Genomic DNA, 13,623 nt, shown 5'->3' with positions numbered 1-13,623 from the left:
GCCCGCTGCTCGAGTTGCTGGATGATCAACGTGGTCCGATCTGTTCAGGCCTGCCGGTCGGAGGCGAGCTTGACCTGCTGGAGGTAGTCGTCGAAGCGCGGATGGGCGAAGATGGTCCTGAGCTTGACGGTGACGCCGGTCTCCCTGAGCAGGGCGCTGGAGAGCCGGGCCGCCGACAGGGAACCGCCGCCGAGCGCGAAGAAGTCGGAGTCGGCGCCGACTGCGGGCGCTCCGAGCACGTCCTGCCACAACCGCCGCAGGACGGTCCGCACATCCGCGGCGCCGACGGGCGCGGTGCCGCCGTCCAGGCGGGCCGTGGCCGCCGCCCGCAGGGCCCGCACGTCGACCTTGCCGCCCGCGGTGAGGGGGAAGGCGTCCCAGCCGAGGATCTCGGCGGGGACCATGGCCGGTGGGAGCACGGCCCGCAGCCGTCCGGTCGTCGACTCCCGATACGCCCGGTCGACGGGGTGCGGGGTGCACACGCAGCCCACGAGGGTCTCCCCGATCCGGAACACCTTGGCGTCCGTCACCGCGGGCTGCGCGGCCAACACAGCGGCGATCTCGCCGGGTTCGACGCGTACGCCGTTGACCTTGAGCTGGTCGTCGACGCGTCCCAGGAAGTGGAGCAGGCCGCGCTCCTCACGCACCCGGTCCCCGGTCCGGTACCAGGGGCCCTGCCCGGCTCCGGGGACAGTCCCCTGGAGGAAGCGGCCCTCGGGGAGCGGGTCCGTGCCGAGGTAACCGAGGGTGACGCCGGGTCCGCCGATGAGCAACTGCCCCTCGGTGCCGGCGAGTACGGGGGTGTCCCGCTCGTCGACAACTGCCGTGCGTACGCCGGGCAGCGGCGCGCCGATGGGGACCCGCTCCCCCGCCGTCAGGTCCGGGGTCACCTCGCAGGCCACCGAGGTGATCGTGGCCTCGGAGACCCCGTAGGCGTGCACGAGGCGGGGGCGCCCGGCGGAGCACCAGCCGCAGGCCGCCTCGACCGGCAGTTCCTCGCTGCCGGTGACGACCAGGCGCAGCGTGGGCAGGGCCGTGCCGCTCTCGCCGAGGTGGGCGGCCCAGCCGCTGAAGTACGAGGCGGGCAGGTTGCACACCGTGATGCCGCGCCCGTGGACGACGCGGGTGAGCCGGTCGTAGCTCACGTCGCCGAGGCCGGTGGGGAGGATGTCGACCAGGGCTCCGGCGGCGAGGGTCGGCCAGATCTCCTCGGCGGCCACGTCGAACGCGAGCGAGGAGACCTGCAGGACCCGGTCTTCCGGGGCCAGTTCGAAGAGCTCATGCACGGCTCGGCGGTGCGCCGCCAGGGAGCGTCTGGCGATGACGACTCCCTTCGGCACGCCGGTCGTTCCGGAGGTGTGCACGACGTAGGCGGGGAGGTCGCCGCGCTCGGCGGGGACCGTGTGCCGCTCCGGGGCGGGTTCGCGGCCGCGCGCCTCGTCGTGCGTCACCACGGCCGGGGCGCCAGGTCCGCCGTGCCGGAACAGCTCCTGGTCCGCGCTCTCCTCGGCGAGCACCACACGGGGCGCAGCCTCGGCAAGCATGTGGCGCAGGCGGGCTGCAGGCACGTTCTCGCCGAGCGCGAGGTACGCGGCGTCGGACAGGAGGACGCCCAGCAGCGCCGCCACGCCCCGGGGGCTTCTGCGGCCCTGGACGGCCACCACGTCACCGGCCCGGACACCGCGGTCCCGCAGGCATCGCTCGACCCGCCGTGCGTAAAGGGCCAGTTCGGCGTACGTCCACGACTCGCTCCCCGCGGCCAGCGCGGGCCGCTCGGGGTGACGGTGCGCTGCGGCGAGCACGGCGTCCGCCACGTCGAGAGCCTCGGATTCGTCGGCTTCCATTACGACTTGGCCTCCTTCGTCTTGACTTCTCTCGCCTCGGAGTCTTGCGACTCGGCCTCATCCACCGGGCCAGTGGTCCTCGTCCGCATCGCCCACGCCATCACCGGCACGACCGCCGCGGCCACCAGGAGGAACCCCGCGGCAAGCACCGCCCAGCCCGTCGCCTCGTACCGCCCGACGACGAGCGTGACCACGGCGGGGCCGAGGACGAGGTTGACCGAGCTGCCGAGCGCGAAGACTCCGCCCCAGGTGCCCTGGGCCCGGGCCGGCGCGAGCTCGTAGCGCAGCTTCCAGCCCGCCGCGGAGCTCCACACCTCGCTCAGCGAAAGGAGCGCCACAGAGACCACCAGGGCGCCCGCACCGACCAGGGCAGGCACTCCGGCGCTCACGGCGATGGCCAGGCACGACGCCGTGGAGGCGAAGCTCGCGAGGAGCAGCAGCCTGCGCACCCCGCCGAAGGTCTCCGCACCCCGGCTGAGCGGCACCTGCAGGGCCACGACCAAGACGGCGTTGAGGCCGTAGAGCCAGGCTCCGAGGCCCCGGGGCAGACCCGAGAGCGTCACGATCCACAGCGGGATCCCGATGCGTAGCACGATGTCCCCGATGGCGAGCAGGCCGTAGAGGACCGACAGCGTCAGGTACGGCACATCGCGCAGGGCGTGGCGGATCGGCACGGCGTCGGCCCGCCGCTCCGGCCCGGCCGCCCGCTTCGGCAGCCCCAGGCACAGGACGGTCGCCGCCCCCTCGGCCAGGGCGCTGCCCAGGATGAGCCCGAGGTAGGCGGGTGCGTCGTCCAGGGTCAGGGCTAGCCCCGCGGCAAGCGCGCCGAGGATGATCCCCACGTTGAACGCGCTGCGCAGGTACGCGGAGACGCTCACGCGGGCCTCGCTGTCCACCATCTCCGCGACCAGCGCCTCGCGGCAGATCCAGCCGCCCTGGACGAAGACGCCGAGCAGGGAGACCACAACGACGAACTCCGCGAGTCCGTGGACCGCGGTCGCGGCGACGAGCAGCAGGACCTGCGCCACGCCCATGACGACGGTCGCCCGGCGCGCCCCGACCTTGTCGGCGAACCGCCCCAGGTGGATGGAGAGGGGCAGCCAGACGAGGCCGGCGACGGTCAGACCGACCCCGACCTGGGACACCGGGAGCCCGACGTAGCGGGTGAAGTAGATCGCGTTGCCGGAGGCGTACATCCCGAAGCCGATGCTGGCCAGGAAGTTCACCACCGCGAGCCTGAGCAGCACTCCGGACAGGGGTATAGGGCGGCGCACGGCTACGAGACCGGCTTGGCGGGAGTGGCCGCGGCCTCACCGACCTCGTGCAGGATGTGCCCGATGCGGTTCTCGCAGTGGGCCACCTCGGCACTGCGCAGCTCCTTCGGCCGTTCGTCGCCGCCGTGCCCCAGTGGGTAGAGGCCCTGGGCCGCGACGTCCGATGCCACCGCGTCCAGTCTGCGCAGGAGTTGGCTGGTGATGCCGTCGCCGTCCACGGGCGCGCGCAGGGTCATGAAGAAGTTGTCATACAGGATCGCCGTGCGCTCCGAGGGGCGAACGACGGTCTCCTTCATGGTCTGCTGCAGCAGGGACTGGCCCTCGGGTACGAGGCGTGCGGCGATGCCGTCGTGGATGGCCTTGTGGACGTCCACGGCGCGGGCGAGCCCGGCGGCCTCCGGGGCGTCGCCCCTGGCCACGCCCCGGCCCCGGAACAGGCCGCGCACGGGGACGAAGTCCGAGGCCCAGGTCCCGCTGAAGCTGCGGTGCTGGAGGTACATCCGGGGTCTGATCAGGCTCTGGTAGACGTCGATCGGACAGGACCCGGTGTAGAGCAGCATGGCACAGTAGCCGTACGCGTACGTCTCGAGGCGGGCCAGTGAGGCGCGGTCCGGTGTCTCCCGGTCCGTGTTCCGCTCCAGGATCTCGCCCATCAAGTGCCAGATCAAGAAGGTGATCTGATGCCCCGTGATCCAGCGGAACCAGAACAGCTGGTCGTTGGTGGGGTCCGCGCGGGTATCGGGCAGGTCCGGCGTCCCGCCGTCGGCGAGGAGGCGCAGACGGAACAGGACGGGGTCGGGGTTGCAGGGGGGCAGGGCGCTCGGGACCACGGCGGGGTAGACGGTCGCGTGGCCGGCCGGCGGCATCGTAAGGGGTTCGAGGCCGTAGGCGAAGTCCCCGAACTCCCATGCATCGGTGCGTGGTTCGGCGACCAGGGTGCCGTCGCTCGGGCTTGTCATCGGGGACCGTCCGGTATGTAGCTGAGTTCGTACTCGAGGCCGTTCACGTCGAAAAGGTAGAGGCTGCGCACGCCGTCGTCGTCGACGACGATCTCGGTCGGCAGTTCCGGTCGGGCGAAGGTGTAGCGCCCCGATTCGTAGAGCTCGATCCACCGGCGGCGGCGCTCGACGAGCTCCTGTGGCGTGGCCACCTGAACGCACACGTGCTGGAAGAGGAAGCCGTCCTCGTCGGGCGTCCTGCCGTTGTGGCCCGCGCGGTCGAAGAGGTGCAGCCGGACGTCTCCGAATGAGATCTCGATCAGCTTGCGGATGCCCGGCAGCCTGCTGAGGGTGAGTTCGGAGAAGCGGTCGAGTTCCCACTTCTTCTCGGCGTCGAAGAACTCCCGGTACCAATCGAGGCAGTTGTCCAGATCTGCGGTCTGCACGCCCACATGGTGAATTCTGGGATGGTTCGGACGATCCACTGCGGCATATTCCTTTCGGGGCACAACCGGTCGTTGCGAAGGTGTCTTTCCGTTGCGGAGCGGTCGCGGTGACCGGGCCGGTGGGCCCGGTCACCGCCGGGGGGGCTCCCGTCAGGCCTTGCTGTAGAGCACCCCGTCGGCCCAGACGTGCCGGGTGCGGCCCCACTTCATCGCGGACGCCGCGTCCGGGAAGAAGCCGTGGCCGTTGAGGTTGGCGCTGGTGTTGCACAGCACCGGGATGCCGCTCAACTCGTGGTACGTGCACAGGATTTCGGCGAGCACGGGGTCGTCGTCCTCGCCGACGGTCTGCAGGCGCGCGGTGCCGTCGAGGTGAGTGATGGCGGGCACGCGGTCCAGCCACTCGGGGCGCACGTCGTGGTCGAAGAGCATGTACGGGTCCGGGGTGCCCGGGTCGAAGATCTGGGCGGCGTGCTCGGTGAGGCAGATGGGGGCCACCGGGCGGTAGTGCTCGCGGTCCTTGAGGTCGTTGAGCAGGTCCTTCATCGCCGGGTCGTTCGCCGGGGCGATGATGCTGCGGGCGCCGAGCGCACGCGGGCCCAGTTCCGCGCGGCCGCGCAGGAAGACCAGCGGCTCGCCGCTCTCGTGCAGGATGCGGGCGACCTCCGCGGGGGCGCAGTCCCTGGCCGTCCAGCCGTCCGGGGTGCGGAGAGTCGGGACCAGGGCAGGGCCCTGGCGCTGGTGCCACTGGACGGCCGAGACGCCCCTGCCGCGCGCGTACTCGGCGCATGCGGTGCCGATGGCGGAGCCGGAGTCGTCCGGATAGGGCGGCACCCAGACGTCGTTGAAGAGCGGGTGGGCACGCAGGGCGCTGTTCCACTTGATGTTGAGGGCACAGCCGCCGGCGAAGCTGAGGTTCCAGGGGCCCTCGCCCTTCCAGCGCGTGATCTTCTCGACGACCCGCTCGACGAGGAGCTCCTCCATGAACTGGTGCATGCTCGCGAGGACGTCCTCGTCCGAGACGCCGAGCGCGGCGATGCGCTCGGCCGCGTCGCCGAGGTAGGCGTGCGTGTAGCGGTGCGAGGGCTCGCCGTTGCTGCCGCAGCCGATGACGGCGCGGCGGTACTCGGCGACTGCGTCAGTCGGCGCCTCGAAGTTCCGGTGGAAGGCGTCGCGCATGGCTTCCTGCACGGCGTCCTGCGGCTTACCGAGGGCGATGTACGCCATGAGCTTGCCGGCGACGGAGAGGTCGTCGACGACCTGGGACCGGCCACCGGTCTTCCGCGCCCAGGGGCCGAAGTACTGCGCGGCCATGGCGTACGAGTGGCCGATCAGCGGGAAGACCTCGCCGCCGTTCTCGACGGCGCCCCGCGCGGCGTCCACAAAGTACAGCCGCGGGAAGCAGCCGCCGTCCCAGACGAGGACGAAGGAGTCCTCGCCGCGTGCGGCGAAGGGGCTGGAACAGTAGGCCGCCCCGAAGTGGCTCGACATGTGGACGTAACTGTTGTACGTCACCGTGGTGCCGCCGATGGGGAGTTCACCGGTGACGCCGGGCCGGACCAGGCTGTTGATGGTGTCGTTCTCGCGGTAGGGCGCGACCTTCAGTTCCAGGGGCGTGCCGTGGTCGAGGACAGAGAGGTGGCCGTAGTCCGCGCCGTCCCAGCCGTCGAGGGCCCAGTGGTCGACGTCGGACACCTTGAAGCCGTGCTCGGCGAGGATCTCGGGGATCAGCCGGAGATCGGCTACCGGGCTGTAGCGGGCGTTGTTCGCCAGCTTCTGCACCTCGATGTGGAAGAGGAGCTTGTCGTCCTCCAGGAGGGCCAGTCCGCCACTGTGGGTGAGTTTCAGGCCAGCTGTGATCATGGTCGCTTCTCCCTAACAGGCGTTCATGCGAAGAAGATTGGCGTCGCGGACGTTGGCGCGGGTCCGCTCCGTGCACCGGTCGAGACCGGCTTCGTTGCCGGAGAGCAAGGTGAATCCGGTCGGGCGGAGCCGGAGTTCGACGCAGTCGAGCTGCGCCCGGGGGTTCATGCCGGCGAAGACCTCGCGCAGGCGGGCGCTCTTGAACAGATCGCTGCTCGCGAGCGTGCCGAACTCGCCCTCGGCCCAGTGGTCCGAGTCGATGAGGCTGGAGCCGCCGTCCCAGTTGATGCCGTGCACGACGGTCCATTCCGTGCCGTCGCGGAAGAAGTCCGCGGCTTCCTGGAACCGGTAGGCGTTGACGATCGGGTGGAGGTAGGCGTCGGCGTCGGCGGCGAGCTGGGTCTGCGCCGAGACCTCCGCGAAGGAGGTGCGCGTTCCGTACTGCTCGACCGAGAGGGCGAGTCCGAGGTCCGCGAGGACCGTCTTCGAGATGTCCTCGGCGGAGTGGTCCATGAGCACATGGACGAGCCGACGGCTCAGCAGACGGTCGAATTCACCGTACGGATGATAGTACCAAGTGTAGGATATTCCATCGTCTTTCAGGTGCTGTTGCAACCATTTCGCGCCGCCCGTGGGATCGGCCAGATGATGAATGACCCCCGTGCTCGTGATCAGGTCGAAATCGCGCCCAAGATGGTTGCCGCCGATCTCGGCGTGCCGGAAGCTCACGTTGTCGCAGTCGTGATTCTTCGCCAACTCCCGGGCCACCGAAAGCGAATGCTCGCTGAAGTCGACACCGAGGAATTCAGTGTCCGGGTACTGCAGGGCTAGGCCGACGAGACGGTGCCCCGTACCGCATCCCGCGTCCATCACCTGGCAGTCTTCCAGGGAGGGGAGCACCAGGTCGAGGCCCATGGCCACGTCGTAGATGGGCTCGGTGTCGGAATTCGGCAGCGGGTAAGGGAATTCCTCGTACAGCGCGCGTACATCGCCCGAGGAAGGGGGGTGGGACGACATGAATCAACTCCTGTCCGTGCGGAGATACCTAAGCCCCTGCGGAGAGACCTAAGTCATTGCGGTGAGGCCTACGTCATTGCGGGGAAGCCCGCGGAATGAACCGCTACTGAATGCCGCTTTACGTGCGCTGCCCGATCGCCTTGGCGATTTCGTCGGCCATCACGCCCACATGGGATGCGCGCAGGAACGTGAGGTGGTCTCCCGGTGTGAGCCGCGCATCGAGTTCGGTGACGAACGGCGACCAGCTGTCGGCGATCGACAGCGACCAGGGGGAGCTCTCCGCCTGGTAGAGCAGCACCGGGCAGGAGACCGCCGTCGGCCGGTAGCGCAGAAGCGCCCTGGTGTGCGCCTCCATCGTCCGCAGATGGTCGATGAGTTCGTCGCGGCGCAGGGCGAGCATGTCGGCGGGCAGATTGAGCTCCGGCATCAGCGCGGCGACGGCCTCGGACCGCTCCGGATCGCCCTCCGCCGCGTCGGTCAGGCGAGCGAGCAGATCGGTGGTGGCGGTGAGGTCGCGCTCGACCAGCTCCATCGATTCGCTGACGGGCAGGCAGGAGTCGAGGCCGACGAGCAGGGCGACGCTGCCGCCCGACTCCTCGATCAGCCGGGTCACCTCGATGGCCAGGGCGCCGCCGAAGGAGTAGCCCGCCAGCAGGTAGGGGCCTTCGGGCTGCAGGGTGCGGATGGCCTCCCAGTAGCCGCGGGCCATCGCGGCCACGTCGGTCTGTGGCGGGGCGTCGAACGCCACGCTGCGGGCCTCGATACCGACCACGCGGACCGTCGGTGCCAGCGCCTCGGCGAGGTGGACGTAGCCGCTGACGTTGCCGCCGCCCTCGTGGAAGGCGAACAGCGTCCGCGGCGCGGTGCCGCGGTTGAGCTCCACGGTGGACACGCGGGTGTCACCGTCCGCCGTGAGTGCGCCGACGGCCGCGAACTGCCGCTGCCCCGCGGCCGGTTCGCCGGGCGTGCCGGTCGTGCCGGGTGCGGTCTTCGACGCCGTGGCGTGCTTGGTCGTCGCGTGTGCCGCCAGGTCCGTGATCGTCGGGTTCTGGAAGAGCAGCCTCGGCGTGATCCTGACGCCGCCTCGCCGTGCCTGGGCGATGACCTGCATGCCGAGGAAGGAGTCGCCGCCGAGTTCGAAGAAGTTGTCGTCGGCGCCGACCCGGTCGACCTTCAGGACCTCGCGCCAGATGCCGGCCAGGAGTTCCTCGGTCGGCGTCGCGGGTGCCACGTACCGCGTGGCGACCTCGGCCCGGTCCTCGCCGGGGGCCGGGAGGGCCTTGCGGTCCACGCCCTTGCCGTTGGCCGTGACGGGCAGCGCGTCCAGGAACGTGAACACGGAGGGGATCATGAAGTCGGGCAGCCCGCGCGCGCACCACTCGCGCAGGTCAAAGACCGCTGGACGGTCGCCGTTCGCGGCGATGCAGTAGGCCACGAGGCGGCGTGCGCCCGGCTCGTCCTCACGGAGCAGCACCACGGCCGCCGTGAGCCCCGGGTGGGCGCCGAGCGTCGACTCGATCTCGCCCAACTCGATGCGGAAGCCGCGGAGTTTGACCTGGTCGTCGATGCGGCCGATGAAGTCGATCCGCCCATCGGGCAGCCAGCGCACCAGGTCCCCTGTGCGGTACATCCGCCCCGCCGCCCCTTCGGCCTTTGGGTCGCGGACGAACCGCTCGGCGGTCAGCTCGGGCCGGTTGAGGTAGCCGCGGGCGACTCCCTTGCCGCCGATCCAGAGCTCGCCCGGGGCGCCGATAGGGGCAGGGCGGCCCGTGCCGTCGACCACCAGGACATCGGTGTTGGCCACCGGCGTCCCGATCGGCACGACGGCCTCGCGCCCGGTGAGCAGGCACGTGGTCATGTTGACGGTGGTCTCGGTCGGTCCGTAGATGTTGAACAGCGGCACGGACGTGCGCCGGAACCAGCGCTCCACCGAGGTCGCGAGGACCCGCTCGCCGCCCATGCTCATCAGGCGCAGCCGCGGCCCGGGGCGGGCGCCCTCGTCCAGGTGCGGGATCAGCTCGTTCCAGACGAAGGGCGGCAGCTGGCAGACCGTGATGTCCTTGGTCCGCAGGGTCTCCATGACCTCGACCGGGGTCCAGTCGTCGCCCCTGGGGACGAGGCGCGCGCCGGCGATCAGCGTCGGGAAGATCTCGCCGACGGATCCGTCGAAGGTCACCGAGGAGAACTGCAGATACGCGTCGTCCGGGGTAAGCCCGTACTGGCGGCGCATCTCCTGGACCCGGTCGCTCATCGACCGGTGCTCGATCATGACGCCCTTCGGCCGGCCTGTGGAGCCGGACGTGTAGATCACGTACGCGAGGTCGTCGGGCCCGGCGAGCGGCTCGGGATCGGACACCGGGGCGGAGTCGAGCAGGGCCGTGTCGGCCTCGCGGTCCAGGCAGAGGATGTCCACGGAAGCGGGCAGCCGGGCGGACAGGTGCTGCTGGGTGACCACCACCGGCAGAGCCGTGTCCTCGATCATGAAGGCGAGACGCTCGGCCGGGTACTGCGTGTCCAGCGGCACATAGGCACCACCGGACTTCAGGATGCCGAGCAGCGCGACGATCATGTCGAGGCCGCGCTCCAGGCACAGGCCGACCATCGTCTCGGGCCGGATGCCCAAGGACCGCAGATGGTGGGCGAGTCGGTTGGCCCGTTCGTTGAGCGCGCGGTACGTGAGAGTCTCGTCGCCGAACTCGACGGCGACGGCGTCGGGCCTCTCCCGCGCCTGGCGCTCGATGAGCGCGTGGACCGGCACGTCGTCGGCATGGGGCAGTTCGGGCCCGTTCCAGGCGGCGAGCTGGGAGCGGTCCGCCGCGGTGAGCAGTTCGACGGAGCCCACCGTGCCCTCCGGGTCGCCGTCGACGATGCCGGCGAGCAGCTGCTCCAGGTGGCCCGCCATGCGCCGAGCCGTGGCGTCGTCGATCACGCTGCGGTCGTGGACGAGGTGCAGGTGGAGACGGCTGCCCTCGTGGGCGGCACCGAGGACGAGGGGGTAGCCGGTCCGCTCGACGTACTGCAGGCGACGCCGGCTGAGCCCCTGCGGGAGGTCGTCGCCGCTCAGCAGCTTCGGGTAGTTCTCGAAGATGAGGATCGACCGGAAGAGGGCGTCGGGGCCGGGTATCGCGCTCCACCGCTGGATGTCGGCGAGGGAGCTGTACTCGTACTGGCGGAGCTCGACGTGCCCTTCCTGCAGGGTCCGGAGCCAGTCGACGACCCGCGCCTCGCCGGGCACGGCGGCACGGACGGGCAGGGTGTTGATGAAGAGGCCCACCATCGACTCGACGCCGGGCAGGTCGGCGGGGCGGCCGGAGACCGTGGAGCCGTACAGGACGTCCTCGCCGCCGCTGTAGCGGGACAGCAGGAGCGTCCACATGCCTTGGACGATCGTGTTGACGGTGATCCGGTGGGACTTGGCGAACTCAGCCATACGGGCCGAGAGTTCGCCGTCCACCGCGAACTCCACGTCACCGAAGCCGCTCTCGCCGGTCTCGCGGTCAACGCCCAGCGCCGTGGGCTCCGTGAGGCCGTCCAGGGTGCGATGCCAGAACGCCTCGGCCTCGGAGCGGGAGCGCTCCTCGATCCACTCGATGTAGCGGGAGTACGGGACGGGGTCGGGCAGCGCGGGGACGGTCCCGGAGAGTGCGGCCCGGTAGCGCGTGTAGAACTCCTGCTGGACGAGCTGGGCGCTCCAGCCGTCGAGCAGCAGGTGGTGGAAGGACCAGATCACGATGGTCCGGTCTGCGGCGGTCCGCGCGAGGGTGAACCGCATCAGCGGCGGCCGCGCGGGGGCGAAGCCTCGGCTCCGGTCGTCGGCGAGCAGCCGTTCCAGGCGCTCGCGTCGGGCGTCGGTGTCGGTGTCGCGCCAGTCGACCTCGTCGAAGGGGATCTCGGCCCGTGCGTGGACCGTCTGGCGTGCGCCGCTCTCGCCGTCCATGGTGAAGGAGCTGCGCAGGATGGTGTGCCGGTCCACGACCTCCTGCCAGCAACGGCGGAAGCACGCGACGTCGAGCGGCCCGGTGAACTCGTCGACGAACTGCACGACGTAGGGCCGGACTTCGGCCGCATCGGCGGTGCCGTCGGCCGTTTCGGCCAGCGTCTGGAAGAGCATGCCGGCCTGCATCGGGCTCAGCCCGCACTCCCTGGGCTCGGCGTCCCCGGTGCCCCCGGCGGCGGCCCGCTCCCGCTGGGCCCGCACCAGGGACCTGAGGGCGGCGGCCACGCCTTCGACAAGCTTCTCGGCGGTCTGCCGCTCGTGGATGTTCGTGCTGTACGAGACGCTCAGCGACATGCGGTCGCCCCGGACGCTCGCGGCGATGTCGATCAGATGGGCACGCCGCCCGTCCGGGTCCACGGAACGGCCGTGGGGCTCGGCGGCGTCGGCCGGACGGCCGAGGCCGGGGACGTCGCTGTCGAACTGGCCGAGGTAGTTGAAGCTGATCTCGGGCAGGGCCGCGTCGCACAGCCTCCGTCGGGTCTCTTCCGTCCCCAGGTGGCGCAGGATTCCGTACCCGACGCCGTGGTGCGGCACCGCGGCCAGCTGCTCGCCGACGCTCGCCAGGCACTCCGCCGGGCCGCTGCCCGCCGGGAGGCTCAGTTCGACGGGGAAGATGCTGGTGAACCAGCCCACGGTGTGGGACAGGTCGACGTCGTCGAACAGGTCCTCGCGGCCGTGCCCCTCCAGCGCGACGAGAGCGCTCGATCCGCCGGTCCACGCCTTGACGGCCTGGGCGACGGCGGTCAGCAGCACGTCGTTGATCCGGGCGCCGAAGGTGCGGGGCACGTCCCGCAGCAGAGCCGCGGTCTCCTCGCCGTCCAGAGCGACCGTCACCGCGTCGTACGAGGCGTTGGTGTTCTCTCCCGACCGGTCACGCGGGATCGGCGACGAGGTGCGGGGCCGCGTCCAGTGGCCGAGTTCGCCGGTCGCCGCGGGCGTGCTCGCGTAGTGCTGGAGCCGGGCGGACCACGCCTGGTACGAGGTGGTCTTCAGGGGCAGCACCGGGCGCTCGCCCGCCGCCAGCGAGCGGTAGGTGTCAGCGAGGTCCTGCAGCAGGATCCGCCAGGAGACGCCGTCGACCGCGAGGTGGTGGACGGCGAGCAGCAGCCGCTGGCCCCGCCCGGCACCGAGGTCGAACAGGGCCGCGCGCAGCAGCGGACCCGACGCGAGGTCCATGCCCTGCTGCACCTCGTCGGCGGCGGCTTCGACCCGCTCCCACGCGTCGGCCTCGGCCAGCGCGGACAGGTCGTGGTGCGCCGTGCACGGCGCCGGCTCATCGGCGGTGTGGGTCTGGCGCCAGCCGTCGGCGCCGTGCTCGAACCTGAGCCGCAGTGCGTCGTGGTGTTCCACGAGCAGAGCGAGGGCTTCGTCCAGGGTCGCGGCGTCGAGCCCCTCGGTCTCCAGGAGCCGGGACTGGTTGAACTGCGCCCTGTTCGGCAATTCCAGGCCGAAGAACCAGTGCTGGATGGGCGTCAGCGCCGCCTCTCCCTGCACGGGCCCCTGCTCGGCCCAGACCACGGCGCCCTCTTCGGCGTGCCGGGCGATCTCGGCGACGGTCTGGTGGCGGAAGACCATGCGCGGCGTGAGGTGCAGCCCGTACCGCTTGGCGCGGGAGATCACCTGGATCGTGAGGATCGAGTCGCCGCCGAGACCGAAGAAGTTGTCGTGGACGCCGACCCGGTCGAGACCGAGGACCTCGGCCCAGACACGGGTGATCGCCTCTTCCACGGGGGTGCGCGGGGCCACGTACTCCGCACCGAGGCGCGGGCGGGCGCCGTCGGGGGCGGGCAGGGCCTTGCGGTCCACCTTGCCGTTGCCTGTCAGCGGCAGCACATCGAGGAGCACGAAGGCGCTGGGCGCCATGTGGCCGGGGAGCGTGCGGCCGCACCACTCACGCAAGTCCGTGACGCTCGGCTCCGCGTCGCTCGCCGCCGGCACCGCGTAGGCCACGAGGCGGCGGTCGCCGGGGGTGTCCTCGCGCAGGACGACGGCCACGGACTCCAGGTCGGGGTGGCGGACGAGCGCCGACTCGACCTCGCCGAGTTCGATGCGGAAGCCGCGGATCTTGACCTGGTCATCGAGCCGTCCCAGGTACTCCAGCTCGTCGTCGGACGTCCTGCGCACCAGGTCACCCGAGCGGTACATCCGGCGGACCACCCCGCCGATCTCCCGCTCCACGAACCGCTCGGCCGTCAGCTCCGCACGATTCAGATAGCCACGGGCCACACCCGCGCCGGACACCCACAA

7 protein-coding genes are annotated in these 13,623 nt (G+C 70.9%); all 7 read right to left on the bottom strand.

What is annotated here, in order from left to right; translation table 11 throughout:
• Positions 1–44: 44 nt before the first annotated feature.
• Positions 45–1,844 carry a non-ribosomal peptide synthetase gene (locus ABZ622_RS31230; RefSeq protein WP_360548911.1) on the bottom strand — a complete coding sequence of 600 codons (1,800 nt, stop codon included), beginning with the start codon at positions 1,842–1,844 and terminating at the stop codon, positions 45–47.
• Positions 1,844–3,091 (bottom strand): MFS transporter, encoded by a 1,248-nt coding sequence (locus tag ABZ622_RS31225; RefSeq protein ID WP_360548909.1) that lies wholly within the window; start codon positions 3,089–3,091, stop codon positions 1,844–1,846. The genes ABZ622_RS31230 and ABZ622_RS31225 overlap by 1 nt, the downstream gene beginning before the upstream one ends.
• A gap of 29 nt (positions 3,092–3,120) precedes the next feature.
• On the bottom strand, positions 3,121–4,077 hold the full coding sequence (locus tag ABZ622_RS31220; protein ID WP_360548907.1) for a hypothetical protein: 957 nt from the start codon (positions 4,075–4,077) through the stop codon (positions 3,121–3,123).
• On the bottom strand, positions 4,074–4,541 hold the full coding sequence (locus ABZ622_RS31215) for a VOC family protein (RefSeq protein WP_360548905.1): 468 nt from the start codon (positions 4,539–4,541) through the stop codon (positions 4,074–4,076). The genes ABZ622_RS31220 and ABZ622_RS31215 overlap by 4 nt, the downstream gene beginning before the upstream one ends.
• Positions 4,542–4,652: 111 nt before the next feature.
• The gene (locus tag ABZ622_RS31210; protein WP_360548903.1) at positions 4,653–6,362 is read right to left on the bottom strand and encodes a carbamoyltransferase N-terminal domain-containing protein; all 1,710 of its coding nucleotides are present in this window, start codon (positions 6,360–6,362) and stop codon (positions 4,653–4,655) included.
• 12 nt (positions 6,363–6,374) lie between these two features.
• Positions 6,375–7,379 carry a methyltransferase domain-containing protein gene (locus tag ABZ622_RS31205; protein WP_360548901.1) on the bottom strand — a complete coding sequence of 335 codons (1,005 nt, stop codon included), beginning with the start codon at positions 7,377–7,379 and terminating at the stop codon, positions 6,375–6,377.
• Positions 7,380–7,497: 118 nt separating this feature from the next.
• Positions 7,498–13,602, bottom strand: a complete 6,105-nt coding sequence (locus ABZ622_RS31200) for an amino acid adenylation domain-containing protein (RefSeq protein ID WP_360548899.1) — start codon at positions 13,600–13,602, stop codon at positions 7,498–7,500.
• Positions 13,603–13,623: the final 21 nt, after the last annotated feature.

The organism is Streptomyces sp. NPDC007164 (assembly GCF_040634135.1).
GTDB classification, from domain to species: Bacteria; Actinomycetota; Actinomycetes; order Streptomycetales; family Streptomycetaceae; genus Streptomyces; species Streptomyces sanglieri.
This window is presented reverse-complemented; position numbering and strand designations above follow the sequence as displayed.

Bases quoted from the DNA above. Each gene is read 5' to 3' on its own strand.
- ABZ622_RS31210 (WP_360548903.1), bottom strand. From the start codon at position 6,362: ATGATCACAGCTGGCCTGAAACTCACCCACAGTGGCGGACTGGCCCTC.
- ABZ622_RS31205 (WP_360548901.1), bottom strand. From the start codon at position 7,379: ATGTCGTCCCACCCCCCTTCCTCGGGCGATGTACGCGCGCTGTACGAG.
- ABZ622_RS31230 (WP_360548911.1), bottom strand. From the start codon at position 1,844: ATGGAAGCCGACGAATCCGAGGCTCTCGACGTGGCGGACGCCGTGCTC.
- ABZ622_RS31220 (WP_360548907.1), bottom strand. From the start codon at position 4,077: ATGACAAGCCCGAGCGACGGCACCCTGGTCGCCGAACCACGCACCGAT.